Annotated in this window: 18 protein-coding genes; 12 read left to right on the top strand and 6 right to left on the bottom strand. The window is 72.3% G+C overall.

Annotation, left to right across the window (positions count from 1 at the left end):
* The first annotated feature begins 290 nt into the window (after nucleotides 1–290).
* A complete protein-coding gene (locus IG88_RS0104410) occupies nucleotides 291–2,063 on the top strand; it encodes an acetyl/propionyl/methylcrotonyl-CoA carboxylase subunit alpha (protein ID WP_031035144.1) in 1,773 nt (590 codons plus the stop codon).
* Between the two features lie 85 nt (nucleotides 2,064–2,148).
* Here the strand turns inward: IG88_RS0104410 and IG88_RS0104405 are convergent, their stop codons facing one another.
* Complete coding sequence (locus tag IG88_RS0104405) at nucleotides 2,149–3,135, bottom strand: DeoR/GlpR family DNA-binding transcription regulator (RefSeq protein ID WP_063760576.1); 987 nt, start codon at nucleotides 3,133–3,135, stop codon at nucleotides 2,149–2,151.
* A gap of 179 nt (nucleotides 3,136–3,314) precedes the next feature.
* Nucleotides 3,315–4,763 carry an NAD(P)H-quinone dehydrogenase gene (locus IG88_RS0104400; RefSeq protein ID WP_031035139.1) on the bottom strand — a complete coding sequence of 483 codons (1,449 nt, stop codon included), beginning with the start codon at nucleotides 4,761–4,763 and terminating at the stop codon, nucleotides 3,315–3,317.
* Between the two features lie 72 nt (nucleotides 4,764–4,835).
* Between IG88_RS0104400 and IG88_RS0104395 the strand changes: the two genes are divergently transcribed.
* The 3 genes from IG88_RS0104395 (at nucleotide 4,836) to IG88_RS0104385 (ending at nucleotide 8,179) form a co-directional block, all read left to right on the top strand.
* Entirely contained in the window at nucleotides 4,836–5,273 is a 438-nt protein-coding gene (locus IG88_RS0104395; RefSeq protein WP_030400901.1) for a gamma-glutamylcyclotransferase, read from the top strand.
* A 94-nt stretch (nucleotides 5,274–5,367) separates the two neighbouring features.
* Nucleotides 5,368–6,192: a purine-nucleoside phosphorylase gene (locus IG88_RS0104390; protein ID WP_030400902.1), complete on the top strand. Its 825-nt coding sequence runs from the start codon at nucleotides 5,368–5,370 to the stop codon at nucleotides 6,190–6,192.
* 328 nt (nucleotides 6,193–6,520) lie between these two features.
* A complete protein-coding gene (locus tag IG88_RS0104385) occupies nucleotides 6,521–8,179 on the top strand; it encodes a phospho-sugar mutase (protein WP_107452029.1) in 1,659 nt (552 codons plus the stop codon).
* A 105-nt stretch (nucleotides 8,180–8,284) separates the two neighbouring features.
* On the opposite strand, the gene IG88_RS0104380 is transcribed toward IG88_RS0104385, so the two are convergent.
* Nucleotides 8,285–8,965 carry a PH domain-containing protein gene (locus IG88_RS0104380; protein ID WP_031035135.1) on the bottom strand — a complete coding sequence of 227 codons (681 nt, stop codon included), beginning with the start codon at nucleotides 8,963–8,965 and terminating at the stop codon, nucleotides 8,285–8,287.
* 161 nt (nucleotides 8,966–9,126) lie between these two features.
* Between IG88_RS0104380 and deoC the strand changes: the two genes are divergently transcribed.
* The 3 genes from deoC to IG88_RS0104365 are packed head-to-tail and all read left to right on the top strand — an operon-like array spanning nucleotide 9,127 to nucleotide 12,519.
* Nucleotides 9,127–10,110: a deoxyribose-phosphate aldolase gene (gene deoC, locus IG88_RS0104375; protein WP_031035133.1), complete on the top strand. Its 984-nt coding sequence runs from the start codon at nucleotides 9,127–9,129 to the stop codon at nucleotides 10,108–10,110.
* Between the two features lie 5 nt (nucleotides 10,111–10,115).
* On the top strand, nucleotides 10,116–11,630 hold the full coding sequence (locus tag IG88_RS0104370) for an aldehyde dehydrogenase family protein (protein ID WP_234331996.1): 1,515 nt from the start codon (nucleotides 10,116–10,118) through the stop codon (nucleotides 11,628–11,630).
* On the top strand, nucleotides 11,623–12,519 hold the full coding sequence (locus IG88_RS0104365) for an aldehyde dehydrogenase family protein (RefSeq protein WP_031035128.1): 897 nt from the start codon (nucleotides 11,623–11,625) through the stop codon (nucleotides 12,517–12,519). Before IG88_RS0104370 ends, IG88_RS0104365 begins: the two co-directional genes overlap by 8 nt.
* Nucleotides 12,520–12,637: 118 nt before the next feature.
* On the opposite strand, the gene IG88_RS0104360 is transcribed toward IG88_RS0104365, so the two are convergent.
* Complete coding sequence (locus IG88_RS0104360; protein WP_031035126.1) at nucleotides 12,638–14,644, bottom strand: bifunctional serine/threonine-protein kinase/glutamate ABC transporter substrate-binding protein; 2,007 nt, start codon at nucleotides 14,642–14,644, stop codon at nucleotides 12,638–12,640.
* Between the two features lie 181 nt (nucleotides 14,645–14,825).
* Complete coding sequence (locus IG88_RS0104355; protein ID WP_031035124.1) at nucleotides 14,826–15,236, bottom strand: hypothetical protein; 411 nt, start codon at nucleotides 15,234–15,236, stop codon at nucleotides 14,826–14,828.
* A gap of 192 nt (nucleotides 15,237–15,428) precedes the next feature.
* Between IG88_RS0104355 and IG88_RS0104350 the strand changes: the two genes are divergently transcribed.
* A complete protein-coding gene (locus IG88_RS0104350) occupies nucleotides 15,429–16,031 on the top strand; it encodes a uridine kinase (protein ID WP_031035122.1) in 603 nt (200 codons plus the stop codon).
* Between the two features lie 201 nt (nucleotides 16,032–16,232).
* On the opposite strand, the gene IG88_RS0104345 is transcribed toward IG88_RS0104350, so the two are convergent.
* Nucleotides 16,233–16,973 carry a SigE family RNA polymerase sigma factor gene (locus IG88_RS0104345; protein WP_031035120.1) on the bottom strand — a complete coding sequence of 247 codons (741 nt, stop codon included), beginning with the start codon at nucleotides 16,971–16,973 and terminating at the stop codon, nucleotides 16,233–16,235.
* Nucleotides 16,974–17,181: 208 nt separating this feature from the next.
* Between IG88_RS0104345 and afsQ1 the strand changes: the two genes are divergently transcribed.
* The 4 genes from afsQ1 to IG88_RS0104325 all read left to right on the top strand — a co-directional run bounded on the left by afsQ1 (nucleotide 17,182) and on the right by IG88_RS0104325 (nucleotide 20,699).
* On the top strand, nucleotides 17,182–17,859 hold the full coding sequence (gene afsQ1 / locus IG88_RS0104340; protein ID WP_003974066.1) for a two-component system response regulator AfsQ1: 678 nt from the start codon (nucleotides 17,182–17,184) through the stop codon (nucleotides 17,857–17,859).
* Entirely contained in the window at nucleotides 17,856–19,448 is a 1,593-nt protein-coding gene (locus IG88_RS0104335) for a sensor histidine kinase (RefSeq protein ID WP_031035117.1), read from the top strand. Before afsQ1 ends, IG88_RS0104335 begins: the two co-directional genes overlap by 4 nt.
* Entirely contained in the window at nucleotides 19,448–20,059 is a 612-nt protein-coding gene (locus IG88_RS0104330) for a hypothetical protein (RefSeq protein WP_031035116.1), read from the top strand. Before IG88_RS0104335 ends, IG88_RS0104330 begins: the two co-directional genes overlap by 1 nt.
* 88 nt (nucleotides 20,060–20,147) lie before the next feature.
* Entirely contained in the window at nucleotides 20,148–20,699 is a 552-nt protein-coding gene (locus tag IG88_RS0104325) for a VanZ family protein (protein ID WP_031035114.1), read from the top strand.
* The last annotated feature ends 44 nt before the right edge of the window (nucleotides 20,700–20,743 follow it).

Raw genomic sequence — 20,743 nt, 5'->3', positions numbered from 1 at the left:
GTAAACCTCGCCACAAGGGTTCAGTCGAGAGCAAAGAATCATTGGGCCATTAGTAGGGACTCCACAAAGAAACCCAGTGGCCCGCGGCACGCCCTTACAGAGACCTTGGCCACACGGGAGGACTAGGGTTTGCCCAGGAGACCTGCGCAGGGCGGTGCTACCAAGGGTTCTCGCGGGTCGAGCCGGCCTCGAATCACGCTCCGTGTGGGCAAGCTCACCATTGGGGACGGGTCGAAGTGTCGTGTCGGCAGTCCCTAAACTCGGCTTGTTTCAAGGAGGGAGCCTCAATCGTGCGCAAGGTGCTCATCGCCAACCGTGGCGAAATCGCTGTCCGCGTGGCCCGGGCCTGCCGGGACGCCGGGATCGCGAGCGTGGCCGTCTACGCGGACCCGGACCGGGACGCATTGCATGTCCGCGCCGCTGATGAGGCGTTCGCCCTGGGTGGTGACACCCCCGCGACCAGCTATCTGGACATCGAGAAGGTCCTGAAAGCCGCGCGCGAGTCGGGCGCGGACGCCATCCACCCCGGCTACGGATTCCTCTCCGAGAACGCGGAGTTCGCGCAGGCGGTCCTGGACGCCGGTCTGATCTGGATCGGCCCGCCCCCGCACGCCATCCGCGACCTGGGCGACAAGGTCGCCGCCCGGCACATCGCCCAGCGCGCCGGCGCGCCCCTGGTCGCGGGCACCCCGGACCCGGTGTCCGGCGCGGACGAGGTCGTGGCCTTCGCCAAGGAGCACGGCCTGCCGATCGCGATCAAGGCCGCCTTCGGCGGCGGCGGACGCGGCCTGAAGGTCGCCCGCACCCTGGACGAGGTCCCCGAGCTGTACGACTCCGCGGTCCGCGAGGCCGTGGCCGCCTTCGGCCGCGGCGAGTGCTTCGTCGAGCGCTACCTCGACAAGCCCCGCCACGTGGAGACCCAGTGCCTGGCCGACACCCACGGCAACGTGGTCGTCGTCTCCACCCGCGACTGCTCCCTGCAGCGCCGCCACCAGAAGCTGGTCGAGGAGGCTCCCGCCCCCTTCCTCTCCGACGCCCAGACGGAGCAGCTCTACTCGGCCTCCAAGGCGATCCTGAAGGAGGCCGGCTACGTCGGCGCCGGCACGGTGGAGTTCCTCGTCGGCATGGACGGCACGATCTCCTTCCTGGAGGTCAACACCCGCCTGCAGGTCGAGCACCCGGTCACCGAGGAGGTCGCCGGCATCGACCTGGTCCGCGAGATGTTCCGCATCGCCGACGGCGAGGAACTGGGCTACGACGACCCCGTCCTGCGCGGCCACTCCTTCGAGTTCCGCATCAACGGCGAGGACCCCGGACGGGGCTTCCTCCCCGCCCCCGGCGCCGTCACCCGCTTCGACCCGCCGACCGGCCCGGGCGTCCGCCTGGACGCGGGCGTCGAGTCCGGGTCGGTGATCGGCCCGGCGTGGGACTCCCTGCTGGCGAAGCTGATCGTCACCGGCCGCACCCGCAAGGAAGCGCTGGAGCGCGCCGCCCGCGCCCTGGACGAGTTCACCGTCGAGGGCATGGCCACGGCCATCCCCTTCCACCGCACGGTCGTCCGCGACCCCGCTTTCGCCCCCGAGCTCACCGGCTCCGCGGACCCCTTCACGGTCCACACCCGCTGGATCGAGACCGAGTTCGTCAACGAGATCAAGCCCTTCACCGCGCCCGCCGACACCGAGGCGGACGAGGAGAGCGGCCGCGAGACCGTCGTCGTCGAGGTCGGCGGCAAGCGCCTGGAGGTCTCCCTCCCGTCCTCGCTCGGCATGTCGCTGGCCCGCACCGGCCTGGCGGCCGGCGCCCGCCCCAAGCGCCGCGCGGCGAAGAAGTCCGGCCCCGCGGTCTCCGGCGACACCCTCGCCTCGCCGATGCAGGGCACCATCGTCAAGGTCGCCGTCGAGGAGGGCCAGGAGGTCCAGGAGGGCGACCTGGTCGTCGTGCTTGAGGCGATGAAGATGGAACAGCCGATCAACGCCCACAAGTCCGGCACCGTCAAGGGCCTGGGCGCGGAGATCGGCGCCTCCGTCACCTCCGGCGCCGCGATCTGCGAGATCAAGGACTGAGCGGCACACGACAGGGGCGTCCGGCGGACCGGTCCGGTCCGCCGGACGCCCCTGTCACTGCCCGGCGGACGGAGCCCCCGCCCGGCTACCGGCGGCGCAGGTCGGCGACGCGCGCCCGCTCCACCCCGCCGTTCTGCTCACCCAGCGCGGCGGCCGGCCGCAGCCCCGCGCCCGCACCCGGAACCTGTCGGCGCGGCCCCGGAAGCGGCACGTCCCGGCGCTGCTGACGGGCCACGGCATCACCCCCCGAGGCCCCCGACGCCCCGCTGCCGCTCCCCGCACCACCCCCCGACGCCCCGGCCACCGCGATCTGCACGCCCTGGTCGGCCAGGGCCTGGAGCTCGGTGGCGGCGCGGTCGTCGTGGCCCGGCGACTCGTCGGTGACCAGACGGGTGATGACGTCGGTCGGCACGGTCTGGAACATGGTGTCCGTGCCCAGCTTGGAGTGGTCGGCGAGGACGACGACCTCGGCCGCGGCCTGGACCAGCGCCCGGTCGACGGAGGCCGACAGCATGTTGGAGGTGGACAGCCCCCGCTCGGCGGTGAGCCCGCTCCCGGACAGGAATGCCTTGGAGACCCGCAGCCCTTGCAGCGACTGCTCGGCACCCGACCCCACCAGGGCGTAGTTCGACCCCCTGAGCGTGCCACCGGTCATGACGACCTCCACCCGGTTGGCATGGGCGAGGGCCTGGGCCACCAGCAGTGAGTTGGTGACGACCGTCAGCCCGGGCACCCGCGCGAGCCGGCGGGCCAGCTCCTGCGTCGTCGTACCCGCCCCCACCACGATGGCTTCGCCCTCTTCGACGAAGCTCGCGGCGAGATCGGCGATGGCCGTCTTCTCGGCGGTCGCGAGATGGGACTTCTGCGGAAAGCCGGACTCTCGCGTGAACCCGCCCGGCAGTACCGCACCGCCGTGCCGGCGGTCGAGGAGTCCTTCTGCCTCCAGTGCGCGCACGTCCCGCCGTACGGTCACTTCGGAGGTCTGGACGACGCGGGCGAGCTCACGGAGCGACACGGCCCCGTTCGCTCGCACCATTTCGAGGATCAATTGGCGACGTTCTGCAGCGAACACGAAACTGACAGTAACCCCAACGACCGTCTGCTTTCAGCAGTATGCGCCGAATAACAGAAGTTGTTCGCATGCCACCGCGGGAAGTGGTATACGCGCCTACCCCGCCCGCCTATGCCACCCGCAAGGGCCGCGACTCCCCGTGACCGGCGGGAGCCATAACCGGCCGCAAGGCCGCCGGGTCAGCCCTCCCCGCCGGCCTTGCGGGTGTGCAACTGCCGCGCCACCTCGGCGATCGACCCGGACAGCGAGGGGTAGACGGTGAAGGCGTTGGCGATCTGCTCGACCGTCAGGTTGTTGTCGACGGCGATCGAGATCGGATGGATGAGCTCGGAGGCGCGCGGCGCCACCACCACACCACCGACCACGATCTCGGTACCGGGCCGGCAGAAGATCTTGACGAAGCCGTCCCGGATGCCCTGCATCTTGGCGCGCGGATTGCGCAGCAGCGGCAGCTTCACCACGCGGGCGTCGATCCTGCCCGCGTCCACGTCGGCCTGCGAGTAGCCGACGGTGGCGATCTCGGGGTCGGTGAAGACGTTGGCCGAGACGGTCTTGAGGTTCAGCGGGGTGACCGCGTCCCCGAGGAAGTGGTACATGGCGATCCGCCCCTGCATCGCCGCCACGGAGGCGAGCGCGAAGACGCCGGTGACGTCACCGGCGGCGTACACGCCGGGGGCGGAGGTCCGCGAGACCTTGTCGGTCTTGATGTGCCCGGAGTCCTTGAGCACGACGCCCGCCTCCTCCAGCCCCATCCCCTCCGTGTTGGGAATGGCACCGACGGCCATCAGGCAGTGCGACCCGGTGATGACCCGCCCGTCGGACAGCGTCACCTCCACCCGGTCCCCCACCCGCTTGGCGGACTGGGCCCGGGACCGCGACATCACGTTCATCCCGCGCCGCCGGAACACGTCCTCCAGCACGGCCGCGGCGTCCGGGTCCTCACCCGGCAGCACCCGGTCGCGCGACGACACGAGGGTGACCCGCGACCCGAGCGCCTGGTAGGCCCCGGCGAACTCGGCACCGGTCACACCGGACCCGACGACGATCAGCTCTTCGGGCAGCTCGTCCAGGTCGTACACCTGGGTCCAGTTCAGGATGCGCTCCCCGTCGGGCCGCGCGTCCGGCAGCTCCCGCGGGTGCCCGCCGGTGGCGATGAGCACCGCGTCCGCCGTGAGGGTCTCCTCGCTCCCGTCGGCGGCCCGCACCACGACCTTGCGGGACCCGTCGAGCGCCTGCATGCCCTCCAGCCGCCCGCGCCCGCGCACGACCCGCGCACCTGCCCGGGTCACGGAGGCGGTGATGTCGTGCGACTGCGCCAGCGCGAGCCGCTTCACCCGCCGGTTGACCTTGCCCAGATCGACGCCCACCACCCGGGCGGCCTGCTCCATGGGCGGGGTGTCGTCGGCGACGATGATCCCCAGCTCCTCGTAGGAGGAGTCGAAGGTGGTCATCACCTCAGCCGTGGCGATGAGGGTCTTGGACGGCACGCAGTCGGTCAGCACCGACGCCCCGCCCAGACCGTCGCAGTCGACGACGGTCACCTCCGCGCCGAGCTGAGCGGCCACCAGCGCCGCTTCGTATCCGCCGGGTCCGCCGCCAATGATCACGATCCGAGTCACGTACTCCATTGTCCCGCACCCTTCAACGACCGGCCGCCCGGGGCCACCCCTGCGCCCACGGCGCCACGTACCCTTCCCCTCATGTCGCTCTACGCCGCCTACGCCGGCAACCTCGACGCGCGGCTGATGACCCGCCGCGCCCCCCACTCGCCGCTGCGCGCCACCGGCTGGCTGAACGGGTGGCGGCTGACCTTCGGGGGCGAGCACATGGGCTGGGAGGGCGCCCTGGCGACCCTCGTCGAGGACCCGATCTCCCAGGTCTTCGTCTCCCTCTACGACATCGCGCCCATGGACGAGGACTCCCTCGACCGCTGGGAGGGCGTCGGCCTGGACATCTACCGCCGCACCCGCGTCCGCGCCCACACCCTCGACGGCGAGGAGGGTGCCTGGACCTACGTCCTGAACGCCTACGAGGGCGGCCTGCCCTCGGCCCGCTACCTGGGCGAGATCGCGGACGCCGCCGAATCGGCGGGCGCCCCCCACGACTACGTCATGGAACTGCGCAAGCGCCCCTGCTGAGGGCACCGCCTGGCGAAACCTCCAACCCAAAAACCACCATCCCGTGACCTCCGACATCTACGCGCGTAGCCGCAAACCGGCTACCCTCATCGGCGTGAACGCATCTCTTCTTCCGGACGACATCCAGGGCGACCCCTACGCCGCCGCCGACGCCGCCGCGGCCCGCCTGCGTGAACTCACCGGCGCCGAGACCCACGACGTCGCCCTCGTGATGGGCTCCGGCTGGGCACCGGCCGTGGACGCCCTGGGCGCCCCCGAGGCCGATCTCCAGGTCACCGACCTGCCGGGCTTCCCCAAGCCGGCGGTGGAGGGGCACGGCGGCAAGATCCGCTCGTACTCCATCGGCGACAAGCGCGCGCTGGTCTTCCTGGGCCGCACCCATTACTACGAGGGCCACGGCGTGGCCGCCGTCTCCCACGGCGTCCGCACCGCCGTCGCCGCCGGCGCCAAGACGATCATCCTGACCAACGGCTGCGGCGGCCTGCGCGAGGGCATGCGCCCCGGCCAGCCGGTCCTGATCAGCGACCACATCAACCTCACCGCCACCTCCCCCATCGTCGGCGCCAACTTCGTCGACCTCACCGACCTCTACTCCCCGCGCCTGCGCGCGCTGTGCAAGGAGGTCGACCCCACGCTGGAGGAGGGTGTCTACGCCCAGTTCCCCGGCCCGCACTACGAGACCCCGGCCGAGATCCGCATGGCCCGCGTCATCGGCGCCGACCTGGTGGGCATGTCCACGGTCCTGGAGGCGATCGCGGCCCGCGAGGCCGGCGCGGAGGTGCTGGGCATCTCCCTGGTCACCAACCTGGCCGCGGGCATGACGGGCGAGCCCCTCAACCACGAGGAGGTCCTCCAGGCGGGCCGCGACTCCGCCGCCCGCATGGGAACGCTGCTGACCCAGGTCCTGGGCCGCCTGTAGCGACGCCGCGCTGGTCCGGCGTCGCGGGGTGCCCCGGTGCGGGCGCGGAGCGGGGTTGCGAGCCCGGCGCCGGCGGGGTGCCGCGCGTTCGGGGGGTGTCCGCCCGCAGCGGTTGGCGCGTCAACGGAGTTCACATCTGTGGCCGACCGATTCCGCGCCGTTCCGAGGACGGACACCCCCCGGCGCGACCCCGACCCACAACCCACCGCACCGCGCTACGCGCACCCCCACCCAACCCGCACAGGCGCCGCAGGCACCCCCCATAGGCGCCGCAGTCACCCCGCACCCCGCACCCCACACCACACCGACCCCCGAGAGGCTGACCGACGTGCAAGACGCAACCGACGACGACCTCCTCGCACGAGCCAGGGCATGGCTGGCCGAGGACCCCGACCCGGACACCCGCGCCGAACTCGCCCGCCTCATCGACGCCGAGGACCACGCCCAGCTCACCGCCCGCTTCTCCGGCACCCTCCAGTTCGGCACCGCGGGCCTCCGCGGCGAACTCGGCGCCGGCCCCCTGCGCATGAACCGCTCGGTCGTCATCCGCGCCGCCGCCGGCCTCGCCGCGTACCTGAAGAAGCAGGGCCACACCGACGGCCTGGTCGTCGTCGGCTACGACGCCCGCCACAAGTCCGAGGACTTCGCCCGCGACACCGCCGCCGTGATGACCGGCGCCGGCCTGAGGGCCGCCGTGCTCCCCCGCCCCCTCCCCACCCCCGTCCTCGCCTTCGCGATCCGCCACCTCGGCGCCGTCGCCGGCGTGGAGGTCACCGCCAGCCACAACCCGCCCCGCGACAACGGCTACAAGGTGTACCTGGGCGACGGCTCCCAGATCGTGCCCCCGGCCGACGCAGAGATCGCCGCGGAGATCGACGCCGTACGCACCCTCCACGACGTCCCCCGCCCCGCGACCGGCTGGCAGACGCTGACCGACGACGTCCTCGACGCCTACCTCGCCCGCACGGACGCCGTCCTCGCCGAGGACTCCCCCCGCACCGCCCGCACCGTCTACACCGCGATGCACGGCGTCGGCAAGGACACCCTCCGCGCCGCCTTCGAACGCGCCGGCTTCCCGCGGCCGGTCCTCGTCACCGAGCAGGCCGACCCCGACCCGGACTTCCCCACCGTCGCCTTCCCCAACCCGGAGGAGCCCGGCGCGATGGACCTCGCCTTCGCGCAGGCCCGCGCCACGACCCCCGCCCCCGACCTGGTCATCGCCAACGACCCGGACGCCGACCGCCTGGCGGTGGCCGTACCCGATCCCACCGTCGCCGCAGGCTGGCGCATGCTCCGCGGCGACGAGGTGGGCGCCCTCCTCGCCGCCCACCTGGTCACCCGCGGAGCACAGGGCACGTTCGCGGAGTCGATCGTGTCGTCCTCCCTCCTCGGCCGCATCGCCGCGAAGGCCGGCGTCCCCCACGTCGAAACCCTCACCGGCTTCAAGTGGATCGCCCGCGTGGAGAACATCCGCTACGGCTACGAGGAGGCGCTCGGCTACTGCGTCGACCCGGAAGGCGTCCGCGACAAGGACGGCATCACCGCGGCCCTCCTGATCACGGAACTGGCCTCGGTCCTCAAGACGGAGGGTCGCACGCTCCTCGACCTCCTGGACGACATCGCCGTGGAGCACGGCCTGCACGCCACCGACCAGCTCTCGGTCCGCGTGGAGGACCTCTCCCTCATCGCCGCCGCGATGCACCGCCTGCGCGAACAGCCCCCGACGACCCTGGCGGGCCTCCCCGTGACCAGGGCCGAGGACCTCACCCGGGGCACGGACACGCTGCCGCCCACGGACGGCCTGCGCTACACGCTCGAGGGTGCCCGGGTGATCGTCCGCCCGAGCGGTACGGAGCCCAAGCTGAAGTGCTACCTGGAGGTGGTCGTCCCGGTCGCCGCGCACGCCGACCTCCCGGCGGCCCGCACGAAGGCGACGGACCTCCTGACGGCCCTCAAGCAGGACCTGTCGACAGCAGCCGGCATCTGACACCACCGGGGGCCCGCGAAGGGCCCCCGGACGAACTCACCGCAACCCGCAACCCGCACCCCGCGACCCGCACCCCGCAACCCGCACACGCGGAGAAGCGGACCGTCACCCCACCCCGAGCAGCACCGCCAGCGCCACCGCTCCGGCGAGCACCGGCACGACGATCTCGTAGGCCCACCGCACGGTCACCTCGCCCTTGGAGCTCGCCGCGTCCTTCCGCGCCTCCCACAGTTCACGCAGCTCGTCCATGGTCTTGTCGCCCTGGGCCCGCACGGGCCCGTCCGTCACGGCGGCGTCGGACCCGAACTGCCCCGCGCCCCCGAACAGACCCCCGCGCCTGCGCCCGGCACCACCGGCCGCCCGCCGGTCCTCCTGCCGCGCGGCCTTCTTGCGCCCCCGCAGCGAGACGGGAATGGACCAGAGCTGGTACTTGGCGCCGCCCTCGGCGAAGACCTCGTTGGAGTAGGCGGACCGGAAGGAGGCCACCTCCGCCCAGGGGAGCACGATCACGCGGAACGGATTGCGCACCCGCAGCCGGTCCTCGTTCGCGAAGACGGCGGGCCGCACGGTGTAGGCGGCGACGAGCGGCACGAGGAAGACCAGCGCCGCGAGCGCCTTCCAGCGGGTGTTCCCCTCGCCCGCGACCAGGGCGTCGATGCCGAGCCACAGCGCGAGGGCGAGCACCAGCACGCCTCCGGCGATACCTGCGGGCGAGCGGTAGACCCGGTCCTTGAACACGGGTGCCGACGGCTGCGGCGAGGGCGACTGCGGCTCGGGGGTCGTCATGCAGCCGATTGTGCCCGAAAGCCCAACCGACCCCGACACCGCACCATCACCGCACCTCCAGCACCCCACCCACCACAACGCACCCCCACCCCACACCACCCCCAACCCACCCCAAGGGCTGTACAGACCGCTACGCGCGTAGATATGCTCACCTGGTGACCATGCCCACCACTGCACCCGCCGCACAGGGCCCCGCGAACGGCCCCGCACACGGACTCGCCGACCTCACCGCGTCCGACAGCACGCTGCGCCGCTTCCTCCACGGCCTGCCCGGCGTCGACGCGGTCGGCCTGGAGGCGCGCGCCGCCTCGCTCGGCACCCGTTCCATCAAGACCACCGCGAAGGCCTACGCCCTCGACCTGGCCGTCTCGATGGTCGACCTGACGACGCTGGAAGGCGCGGACACCCCGGGCAAGGTCCGGGCGCTCGGCGCGAAGGCGGTCCGTCCCGACCCGACCGACCGCACGGCACCCGCCACCGCCGCCGTCTGCGTGTACCCCGACATGGTGCCCACCGCGAAGAAGGCCGTCGCCGGGTCCGGCGTGAAGGTCGCCTCGGTGGCCACGGCGTTCCCGGCCGGCCGGGCCTCGCTCGCCGTCAAGCTGGCCGACGTGCGCGAGGCCGTGACGGCGGGCGCGGACGAGGTCGACATGGTCATCGACCGCGGGGCCTTCCTCGCGGGCGACTACATGAAGGTGTACGACGAGATCGTCGCCGTGCGCGAGGCCTGCGGCACGTCGGCCCGCCTGAAGGTGATCTTCGAGACCGGCGAGCTGTCGACGTACGACAACATCCGCCGCGCGAGCTGGCTCGGCATGCTGGCCGGGGCGGACTTCATCAAGACCTCGACCGGCAAGGTGGCGGTCAACGCGACGCCCGCCAACACCCTCCTGATGCTGGAGGCGGTCCGCGACTTCCGCGCGCAGACCGGTGTCCAGGTCGGTGTGAAGCCGGCCGGCGGCATCCGCACCGCGAAGGACGCGATCAAGTTCCTGGTCCTGGTCAACGAGACCGCGGGCGCGGACTGGCTGGACAACCACTGGTTCCGCTTCGGCGCCTCCTCGCTGCTGAACGACCTGCTGATGCAGCGCCAGAAGCTGGCCACAGGCCGTTACTCCGGCCCCGACTACGTGACGGTGGACTGATCCCCATGGCACCCGCACCCGAACCCGCAACCACCCCCGCGTCGACGCACACGCACACGCCCGCGCCCGCGCCCACGCCCGCGTCCGCGTCCGCCTTCGACTACGCCCCGGCCCCCGAGTCCCGCGCGGTCGTCGACATCGCCCCCTCCTACGGCCTGTTCATCGACGGCGAGTTCGCCGAGGCGGCCGACGGCAAGGTCTTCAAGACCGTCTCGCCGTCCACCGAGGAGGTCCTCTCCGAGGTCGCCGAGGCCGGCGAGGCGGACGTCGACCGCGCCGTGCAGGCCGCCCGCAGGGCGTTCGAGAAGTGGTCGGCGCTGCCCGGCGCGGAGCGCGCGAAGTACCTCTTCCGCATCGCCCGCATCATCCAGGAACGCAGCCGCGAACTGGCCGTTCTGGAAACCCTCGACAACGGCAAGCCGATCAGGGAGACCCGCGACGCGGACCTCCCCCTGGTGGCGGCGCACTTCTTCTACTACGCGGGCTGGGCCGACAAGCTCGACCACGCCGGCTACGGCCCGAACCCGCGCCCGCTGGGCGTCGCGGGCCAGGTCATCCCGTGGAACTTCCCGCTCCTGATGCTGGCGTGGAAGATCGCCCCGGCCCTGGCCACTGGCAACACGGTGGTCCTGAAGCCCGCCGAGACGACCCCCCTCTCCGCCCTGTTCTTCGCGGACATCTGCCGCCAGGCCGGGCTCCCCAAGGGCGTCGTCAACATCGTCACCGGCGACGGCCGCGCCGGAGCCGCGCTGACCGCCCACCCGGACGTGAACAAGGTCGCCTTCACCGGCTCCACGGCCGTGGGGAAGCAGATCGCGCGCACCGTGGCGGGCACCCGCAAGAAGCTCACCCTGGAGCTGGGCGGCAAGGGCGCCAACATCGTCTTCGACGACGCCCCGATCGACCAGGCCGTCGAGGGCATCGTCAACGGCATCTTCTTCAACCAGGGCCAGGTCTGCTGCGCGGGCTCCCGCCTCCTGGTGCAGGAGTCGGTCCACGACGAACTCCTCGACTCCCTCAAGCGCAGGCTCACCACCCTCCGCCTGGGCGACCCGCTGGACAAGAACACCGACATCGGCGCGATCAACTCCGCCGAGCAACTGGCCCGGATCACCGCCCTCGCCGACCAGGGCGAGGCGGAGGGCGCCGAGCGCTGGTCCCCGGCCTGCGAACTCCCGGAGAACGGCTACTGGTTCGCCCCGACGCTCTTCACGAACGTCACCCAGGCACACACCATCGCCCGCGACGAGATCTTCGGCCCGGTCCTGTCCGTGCTGACCTTCCGCACGCCGGACGAGGCGGTCGCCAAGGCCAACAACACGCCGTACGGCCTGTCGGCGGGCATCTGGACGGAGAAGGGCTCGCGCATCCTGGCGGTCGCGAACAAGCTCCGCGCGGGTGTGATCTGGTCCAACACGTTCAACAAGTTCGACCCGACCTCGCCGTTCGGCGGGTACAAGGAGTCGGGCTTCGGCCGCGAGGGCGGCCGCCACGGCCTGGAGGCGTACCTCGATGTCTGACGCACGACTTTCCGTACTGAAGACCTACAAGCTGTACGTCGGCGGGAAGTTCCCGCGTTCCGAGAGCGGCCGGGTGTACGAGGTGACCGACGCAAAGGGCAAGTGGCTGGCGAACGCGCCGCTCTCCTCCCGCAAGGACGCCCGGGACGCGGTGGTCGCCGCGCGCAAGGCGTTCGGCGGCTGGTCCGGCGCGACGGCGTACAACCGTGGCCAGGTCCTCTACCGCATCGCCGAGATGCTGGAGGGCCGGCGCGACCAGTACGTCGCGGAGGTGGCCGACGCGGAGGGCCTGTCGAAGCCGAAGGCGGCGGCACAGGTGGACGCCGCGATCGACCGCTGGGTCTGGTACGCGGGCTGGACCGACAAGATCGCCCAGGTGGTCGGCGGCGGCAACCCGGTCGCGGGCCCGTTCTTCAACCTCTCCTCCCCGGAGCCGACCGGCGTCGTCGCCGTCCTGGCCCCGCAGGAGTCGTCCTTCCTGGGCCTGGTCTCGGTGGTCGCCCCGGTCGTCGCGACGGGCAACACGGCGGTCGTGGTGGCCTCGGAGAAGTCGCCCCTGCCCGCCCTCTCCCTGGGCGAGGTCCTGGCCACCTCCGACCTCCCCGGCGGCGTGGTCAACGTCCTCTCCGGCCGTACGGCGGAGATCGCCGCCCCGCTCGCCGCGCACCAGGACGTCAACGCGATCGACCTGGCGGGCGCCGACGAGGCGCTGGCCAAGGAGCTGGAGACCGCGGCGGCGGACAACCTGAAGCGCGTCCTGCGTCCACAGCCTGTGGACGAGGTCGACTGGTCGGCGACCCCGGGCACCGAGCGCATGACGGCGTTCCTGGAGACGAAGACGGTCTGGCACCCGACGGGCGCGCTGGGCGCGTCGGGTTCGTCCTACTGACCGCCTCCCGCGGGGTTGCTGACCACCTGCCCCGCGGGGTTACTGACCGCCTCCCCCGCGGGCCCGCGGTTCCTCTCCGTCCGGAGGAACCGCGGGCCCGCCAGGCCGCCGGCTCCGCTCACTCACCAGAGCACGGCGTCAGCTCGGGCTTTCTCGGCGCGGTCTTCCGTCCCGTCAGCGGGGACAGGTCCTTCATGTACATCTCCGACCACTCCTTTCCGGCCAGGATCTCCTGGAGCCCCGAGCACACCTTGCTCTTCAGGAGAGGGTCGCCCTTCCGCATCGCCACCCCGTAGGGTTCCGTGCCCGCGCCGCTGGGCAGCAGCTTCAGATGCGCCGGGTCGTTCTGGGCGTACCCCGCGAGGAGAACGTCGTCCGAGGCGACCGCGTACACGCTCGAGCGCTTGTCCAGCAGCCGTTCCACGCACTCCTTGTAGGTGTCGGGCTGCCATTTCCCGGTGGTGTACCCCTCCTTCTGCAACCGGGCCGCGTACGTGGAGTCCCGGGCCGTGCACACCTCGACCTGCTTCTCCTCCACGTCGGCTGCTTCGTTGAGCTCGTACTTCGCGGAGTTCTTGCGCACGAGGAGGCTGCTGCCCGCGTTGTAGTAGGGGCCGACGAAACGGATGCCGTCCTTCTTCTCGCGCTCGGGAGTCATGCTGTACGAGGCGATGACCAGGTCCACTTCGCCGTTCTTCAGCTTGCTCGCCCGGTTGGCCGTGGTCACGCCGTAGAAGTCGACCTGGTCCCGGTCGTAGCCCAGTCTTCCGGCGAGGGCGTAGGCGATGTCGATGTCGAACCCGCTCCACACGCCGGTGTCCTTGTTGTAGAAGCTCAGTCCGGGCTGATCCTCCTTGGCGCCGATCGCCAGCCGTTTCTTGGCGTCCTTCCACTGCTCCCACGCCTTCGCCGGGTCACCCCCGGCGGGTCCGCCGCCCTGTTCGCCGGAGGCGTCGTCCTGCTTGCCCCCGGAGTCGCCCTGGGAGAGGAGCCAGCCGCCGCCGGCCAGCAGCACGACGCACGCCGCGGCCGCCGCCACCTTCCAGGCACGGAACCGCCCGCGGCGCCCTGCGTCCGACGCCGCCGGCGCCACGGCCGGTCCGGATGCGGGCGCGGGCGCGGGCTCGGAGGGGACGGCCGGGGCGGAGGCAGCGGGTGCCGGTACGGCCGCTGCCGGCGTGGGCCGGGGCTCGGGCGGAGGTACGGGGGTGGCGGCCCGGGTGGGGACCGGTGTGCCCGGGTCCGCGAGGACCTCCCGGAGCATCGCCTCGGCCGTGGCGGCGTCCAGGCGGCCGGCGGGGTCCGTGGCCAACAGCCCCTGGATGACGGGTCCGAGGGGACCGGCGTAGCGGAGCACCGGGTCCGGCGACTGCTGGATGCGGGCCTGCACCTCCCAGACCTCGCCGCCGCCGAAGGGCAGGCGTCCCTCGACCATCTCGTAGAGGGTGACGCCCAGCGCCCACAGGTCGGAGGCGGGCGTGGGGCCGGGACTCGCGGGGGCGAAGAGTTCGGGCGCCAGGTAGGGGGGCGTGCCGATGACTCCGCCGTACCGGGTGACCCGGTCGGCGCCCTCGAAGGTGGCGATGCCGAAGTCCACCAGGACCACCTGGCCGCCGTCCCGCACCAGGACGTTGCCCGGCTTGACGTCGCGGTGCAGCACCGACGCCTCGTGCACCGCCCTGAGGCCCTGGGCCATCTGGAGACCGATGTCCGCGGCCCTGGGCACGCCGAGGACCCCGTCACGGCGCAACAGGTCGGCCAGCGACCGTCCTTCCAGCAGCTTCATCACGATCCAGACCTGGTCGGCGGTCTCGATCTGGTCGTGGACCGTGACCACGTTCTGGTGCTCGATCTTGGCGAGTGCCTCCGCCTCACGGCGGGCCCGCTGCATCGCCGCCTTCTGCGTGTCCGGCGTCGTGGCCCTGCGGTCGAGGAGCCCCTTCACGGCGACGAACCGGCGCAGCCGCCGGTCGTGGGCCCTCCAGACCTCGCCCATGCCGCCGCTGCCGATGGGTTCCAGCAGCTCGTAGCGGCCCTCGATCACGGTGGGGTCGGCCGGCCGCCGGTCCTCGGGCCGACCGCCAGTACCGCCGCCGGCCCCGCTGAATCCGTCGTCGTCGTGCACACGGCCCCCTTGCACCTCTTACCCGATTCGTGAAGCACACAGATTAGACGGCCTCCCCGCGGAGTCCTCGGGGCGAGCGGCCGCGGCGAACCGGCGCGGCACGCCGGTGCCCTGGCGGCACGGCGGCACAGCCGGGCCGCGGCCCCTCGCGGAGACCGCGGCCCGACGCGCACGCGCTGCCTCAGCGCAGCAGCTCCGTCACCTGCCCCACCACCGGCACGCTGCCGACCGACGGGGCCTGCGCGACCGGCCCCGTCAGGGCCGTGGAGGTCAGCGGCCGGAAGTCGGCGACCTTGGTGCCGACGCCGTTGTCCAGCGGGTCGACGCCGGTGCCGGCCAGCGGGTTGGGCTTGAGGTCGGCGACCGGGCCGGTGACGTAGCCGACGGTGCCGGTGACGGCCGCCAGACCCGCCTGCGGGTCGATGTTGCCCAGGGACGTGGGGCGGGTGTGGGCCAGGCCCGCGATCGTTTCGCCGCCGCCGTCCGCCGCGGAGGCCGTGGCCGACCCTGCGGCCAGGGCGGTTCCGGCGGTCGCGAGGGCGATCAGGGCGCGCTGTGCGTGCGTGGTGCGGGGGGACGCGTGTCGGGCCATCGCTGCTGCCACCTCTTGGTGTGGATTGCTACGGACTGCCCTGACAACAGTGCGCACCGTCATCAGGTCACCGCGCGGCGCCCTCGGGATGTGACGCGTGCTGCAAAGTCCACCCGCGGGGTCGTACGAGAGCCCCCGGATGCCTCAGACTGGTGTCCCGTGAGCTCCCATCCGCCCATACCGACGCGAGTCGTGCTGCTCTGCGGCCCCTCCGGCTCCGGCAAGTCCCTCCTCGCCGCGCACTCCGGCCTCCCGGTGCTGCGCCTCGACGACTTCTACAAGGAGGGCACCGACCCGACGCTGCCGACCGTGCCGCTCAGTTCCGACATCGACTGGGACCACCCGGCGTCGTGGGACGCGGACGCGGCGCTCGCCGCCATCGGGGAGCTGTGCCGCACGGGCCGTACCGACGTGCCCGTCTACGACATCTCGCTCAGCGCCCGCACCGGCCAGGAGGCGGTCGACATCGGGCGGACGCCGCTGTTCCTCGCCGAGGGCATCTTCGCCGCGGAACTGGTGGACCGCTGCCGCGAACTGGGCGTACTGGCCGACGCGCTGTGCCTGAGCCGGGGTCCCGTGACCACCTTCCGCCGGCGCTTCCTGCGGGACCTGCGCGAGGGCCGCAAGTCCGTGCCGTTCCTGCTGCGCAGGGGCTGGCGGCTGATGCGGCAGGAGCGGTCGGTCGTCGCCCGGCAGTCGGCCCTGGGCGCCCACGTGTGCGACCGGGACGAGGCGATGGGACGCCTGGCCGCCGCGGCGGCGGGCCGGTGCGCCACCAGCCGTACGGCGGCCTGAACACACGGAAGCGGGACTGGACGGACCCCCCGGCCCTCCAGTCCCGCTCCCTTTCCACTCCCCCGTGGATCCCCCGTGATCCCCGTCCCCCGTGTCCCCCGTCGTTCCCCCGTGGTGCTTCCCCGTGAGTAAGAGTCCGGTCCCCACCCCCTGATACACCCCGGACCGGATTTTTTTTCACGGGGCCCCCGCCCCCTGCCCTCAGGCGACCAGTTCGCCGAAGGCGTCCTCACGGTCACGGCCGAAGCTGAGGACGTCGTCCTCGCGCAGCCGGCGGAGCGACCGCCAGATGCTGGACTTCACCGTGCCGACGCTGATGCCGAGGATGTCCGCGATCTCCGGGTCGGTCCGGCCCTCGTAGTAGCGCAGGACCAGCATGGTGCGCTGGAGTTCGGGGAGCCGGGCCAGCGCCTGCCACAGGACCGTGCGCAGTTCGGTGCCGCGCATCGCGTCCGTGTCGCCGGGCGTCTCCGGCAGTTCCTCGGTCGGGTACTCGTTGAGCTTGCGGCGCCGCCAGGCGCTGATGTGCAGGTTGGTCATGGTGCGGCGGAGGTATCCGCCGACCGCCGCCTTGTCGGTGATCCGGTCCCACGCCCGGTAGGTCGAGAACAGCGCGCTCTGCAGCAGGTCCTCGGCCTCGAAGCGGTCGCCGGTCAGATGGTAGGCGGTCGCGTACAGGGAGGAGCGGCGCTCCTGCACGTACGCGGTGAACTCCGCCTCCGACAGGGAACGGCGCTCCCCCCGGCCCGCCGCGCTCCCCGTCTTCCCCGCTTCCCCCGTGTTCGCGTCAACCACCGTCATGTACGCGGTGTGCTGACGCCCGGTGCCGCGAGCGCACCCCCGCCCGCTCACGGCACCGGACTTCTCCGGGCCCCGGTGTGCGTGCACGTCGTGCAGACGCGTGACCACTGCGCTGGTGTTGGTGCCCTTCAGCGTGTTCATCTCGCGCCCCCCGTCGTGGACTGCCGGTTGCCTGTGACGAAAAGCCTGCCCGGGTCACTTCATGGCCGTGTCCGCCGACTGTCACAGAGCTGTCACAGGGGTCCGTCACGGTCGCACCACCGTTCCTTCACAGAGTCCGGCGCCGTGGTGGGACCCCATCCGCACCCGCAGGTCGAACACCCACCCCCTCATGGGCCAGAATGAGCGCGTGCCTTCCCTGTTGCTGATCGAGGACGACGACGCCATCCGCACGGCCCTGGAGCTCTCCCTGACCCGCCAGGGCCACCGGGTGGCCACCGCTGCCAGTGGTGAGGACGGTCTGAAACTGCTGCGCGAGCAGCGGCCGGACCTGATCGTGCTGGACGTGATGCTGCCCGGCATCGACGGCTTCGAGGTGTGCCGTCGCATCCGGCGCACCGACCAGTTGCCGATCATTCTGCTGACCGCGCGCAACGACGACATCGACGTGGTCGTCGGTCTCGAGTCGGGCGCCGACGACTACGTCGTCAAACCCGTCCAGGGCCGGGTCCTCGACGCCCGGATCCGTGCCGTACTGCGGCGCGGGGAGCGGGAGTCGACGGACTCGGCGAGCTTCGGCAGCCTGGTCATCGACCGCTCGGCGATGACCGTGACGAAGAACGGCGAGGACCTCCAGCTCACGCCGACCGAGCTGCGGCTGCTGCTGGAGCTGAGCCGGCGGCCCGGACAGGCGCTGTCCCGGCAGCAGTTGCTGCGGCTGGTGTGGGAGCACGACTACCTCGGTGACTCCCGGCTGGTGGACGCGTGCGTGCAGCGGCTGCGCGCCAAGGTCGAGGACGTTCCGTCGTCCCCGACCCTGATCCGTACCGTGCGGGGTGTCGGCTACCGGCTGGATCCGCCTCAGTGACCAAGGAACACCAGGGGGGTTCGCGCGGCCTGGCCGCGGCTCGCAAGGGAGTCTGGTCCTGGCTGCGCTTCACCAGCCTGCGCCTGCGACTGGTCCTCGTCTTCGGTCTGGTCGCGCTCACCGCGGCCGTGTCCGCGTCCGGCATCGCCTACTGGCTGAACCGCGAGGCGGTGCTCACCCGCACCCAGGACGCCGTGCTGGGCGACTTCGAGCAGGAGATGCAGAGCCGGGCCGGCGCGCTGCCCGAGCACCCCACGCAGGACGAGTTGCAGCACACCGCGGGCCAGATGGCCAACAGCAGCCAGCGGTTCGCGGTGCTGCTGGTCGCCCGGGGCGCCGACGGCAAGACGGTGTACGGCAGTTCGGGCGGCCTCGGCGGCTTCGCGCTGTCCGACGTGCCCCAGTCGCTGCGCGCGGCGGTGAACAAGGAGCAGAAGCTCACCTCGGCCAACAAGCACCCGTACCACCTGTACTGGCAGCGGATCACCGACGACGGCACCCCGTACCTCATAGCCGGCACCCGGGTGATCGGCGGCGGGCCGACCGGCTACATGCTCAAGTCGCTGGAGCCGGAGGCGAAGGACCTGAACTCGCTCGCCTGGTCGCTGGGGATCGCCACGGCGCTCGCCCTGCTCGGCTCCGCGCTGCTCGCGCAGGCCCTGGCGACGACCGTGCTCAAGCCCGTGCACCGGCTCGGGGTCGCGGCGCGGCGGCTGGGCGAGGGGAAGCTGGACACCCGGCTGCGGGTCTCCGGCACCGACGAACTGGCCGACCTGTCCCGCACGTTCAACAACGCCGCCGAGAACCTGGAGAAGCGGGTCGCGGACATGGCGGGCCGCGAGCAGGCCTCCCGGCGCTTCGTCGCCGACATGAGCCACGAGCTGCGCACCCCGCTGACGGCGCTCACCGCGGTGACGGAGGTGCTGGAGGAGGAGCTGGAGTTCGCGGGCGAGGACGGCGGCGGGAGCTTCGACCCGATGGTCGAGCCGGCCGTACGGCTGGTGGTGAGCGAGACACGGCGGCTGAACGACCTGGTGGAGAACCTGATGGAGGTCACCCGCTTCGACGCGGGCACCGCCCGCCTGGTCCTGGACGACGTCGACGTCGCCGACCAGATCACCGCCTGCATCGACGCCCGGGCCTGGCTGGACGCCGTGGAGCTGGAGGCCGAGCGCGGCATCCACGCCCGGCTCGACCCGCGCCGTCTGGACGTCATCCTCGCCAACCTGATCGGCAACGCCCTCAAGCACGGCGGGTCGCCGGTCAGGGTGTCGGTGACGCGGGCCGACGACGAGATCGTCATCCGGGTGCGGGACAACGGGCCCGGGATCCCCGAGGACGTCCTGCCGCACGTCTTCGACCGCTTCTACAAGGCGAGCGCCTCCCGGCCGCGCTCCGAGGGCAGCGGGCTGGGCCTGTCCATCGCCATGGAGAACGCGCACATCCACGGCGGTGAGATCACCGCGGAGAACTCCCCCGAGGGCGGCGCGGTGTTCACGCTGAGGCTGCCGCAGGACCCGTCCCCGCCCGCCGGGGAGGACCGCGCGGGCGGCGACGACCAGGGCAAGGACGCGAAGGGACAGGTCTGATGACCGTACGCCGGCTGTCGGCCACGACCGGGCTCGTGGCACTGGCCGTGCTGCTGACCGGGTGCGGCATCCGCGCCACCGAGGTGCCCACGGACTACGGTCCCGCGCCCTCACGGGTGCGCTGTTCGCTCTCCGAGCCGGACGTGGCCACGCGGGCGGCCGCCGGGCTGCCGGCGCGGGTGTTCCTGCTGTGCGGCTCCTCGCTGGTGGCCGTGGACCGCACGGTGCGGGTGCCGGACGGCGCGTCGGACGCGGGGCGGCGGGCACTGGTGGCCCAGGGGCTGGTGAACGAGCTGGCGAAGCAGCCGTCGGCCGCGGAGAAGGAGGCCGGGTACACCTCGGACGTGCGCCGCGGGATCACCGTGACGGGACCGCGCTCCGGCGACCCGGAGGACACGCTGCGGCTGAGCACCGACCCCGACGACCTCACCTCGTACGCCCTCGCGCAGCTCGTGTGCACCTTCTCCGACTCCGCCGCGGCCGAGGGCGACGGTTCCGTGGTCCTGGCCGGCCCCGCCGACCGGTCCGTCCGCCGCTACACCTGCACGGACGAGGTCCGTTCCCGGCCCGGCAGCAACGAACCGCCGGCCGAGGAGGTCCGGGCCGGCTGAGGCGCGGGCGGGGGCCGTGTGGCGCAGGACTCATCCCTTCGGGGCACGGTCCGGAACCACGCGCCGCGCGGGTCGCGTCTAGGGGGGCGTGCAGCGTCATGGGTTCCCCGGCGGCAGCGTCGCGCTCCGCATCCGTGTGACAGGAAGCGTTCTCCTCGTCGCACATCTCGCGTTCGTCGCCTGGTACGCGCTGCGTCCGCTGGACGTCCCCTGGGTGCTGCCCCCGAACCTCGAACCCTTCGCCGGGATCCGTGCGGACCTGGCGCTGGGCGGGGCCGAGGCGGCGCGTTCGCTCGGCGGCGGCCTGGCGCTGCTGGCGCCGCTGGGCGTCCTGCTGCCGATGGCCGGCGGGCGGGCGGCCGTCTCGCCGCTGGCCTCCCTGCTGCGCACGCTGGCCGCGGTCACCCTGCTGTCGCTGGGCGTCGAACTGCTGCAGACCGGGGTGCCCGGCCAGGTCGTCGACATCGACTCGGTGCTGCTGAGCACGGTGGGCGCGGCTCTCGCGCACCTCGCCGTCGTCCCCGCGGGCCGGGCCCGCCTCCGTCGCCGGTACCGGCTGGAGGGGCGGCAGGACGTACCCCAGGAGGAGCCGGCTCAGGGTCGGACCCCGACGATTCCCAGGGTCGGTATCGCCCCGTAGAGCGACGCTTTGCGCCGTTCGTCTCCGTAGCGTGGAGGGCAGAT

The sequence above is a fragment of the Streptomyces sp. NRRL F-5650 genome, assembly GCF_000721365.1.
In the GTDB taxonomy this organism is placed as follows: domain Bacteria; phylum Actinomycetota; class Actinomycetes; order Streptomycetales; family Streptomycetaceae; genus Streptomyces; species Streptomyces ardesiacus.
The sequence above is the reverse complement of the archived record's forward strand: the minus strand, read 5'-3'. Positions and strand labels throughout refer to the sequence as shown.

Bases quoted from the DNA above. Each gene is read 5' to 3' on its own strand.
- IG88_RS0104400 (WP_031035139.1), bottom strand. From the start codon at position 4,763: ATGGAGTACGTGACTCGGATCGTGATCATTGGCGGCGGACCCGGCGGA.
- IG88_RS0104395 (WP_030400901.1), top strand. From the start codon at position 4,836: ATGTCGCTCTACGCCGCCTACGCCGGCAACCTCGACGCGCGGCTGATG.
- IG88_RS0104380 (WP_031035135.1), bottom strand. From the start codon at position 8,965: ATGACGACCCCCGAGCCGCAGTCGCCCTCGCCGCAGCCGTCGGCACCC.
- deoC (WP_031035133.1), top strand. From the start codon at position 9,127: ATGCCCACCACTGCACCCGCCGCACAGGGCCCCGCGAACGGCCCCGCA.
- IG88_RS0104370 (WP_234331996.1), top strand. From the start codon at position 10,116: ATGGCACCCGCACCCGAACCCGCAACCACCCCCGCGTCGACGCACACG.
- IG88_RS0104365 (WP_031035128.1), top strand. From the start codon at position 11,623: ATGTCTGACGCACGACTTTCCGTACTGAAGACCTACAAGCTGTACGTC.
- IG88_RS0104355 (WP_031035124.1), bottom strand. From the start codon at position 15,236: ATGGCCCGACACGCGTCCCCCCGCACCACGCACGCACAGCGCGCCCTG.
- IG88_RS0104345 (WP_031035120.1), bottom strand. From the start codon at position 16,973: ATGAACACGCTGAAGGGCACCAACACCAGCGCAGTGGTCACGCGTCTG.
- IG88_RS0104330 (WP_031035116.1), top strand. From the start codon at position 19,448: ATGACCGTACGCCGGCTGTCGGCCACGACCGGGCTCGTGGCACTGGCC.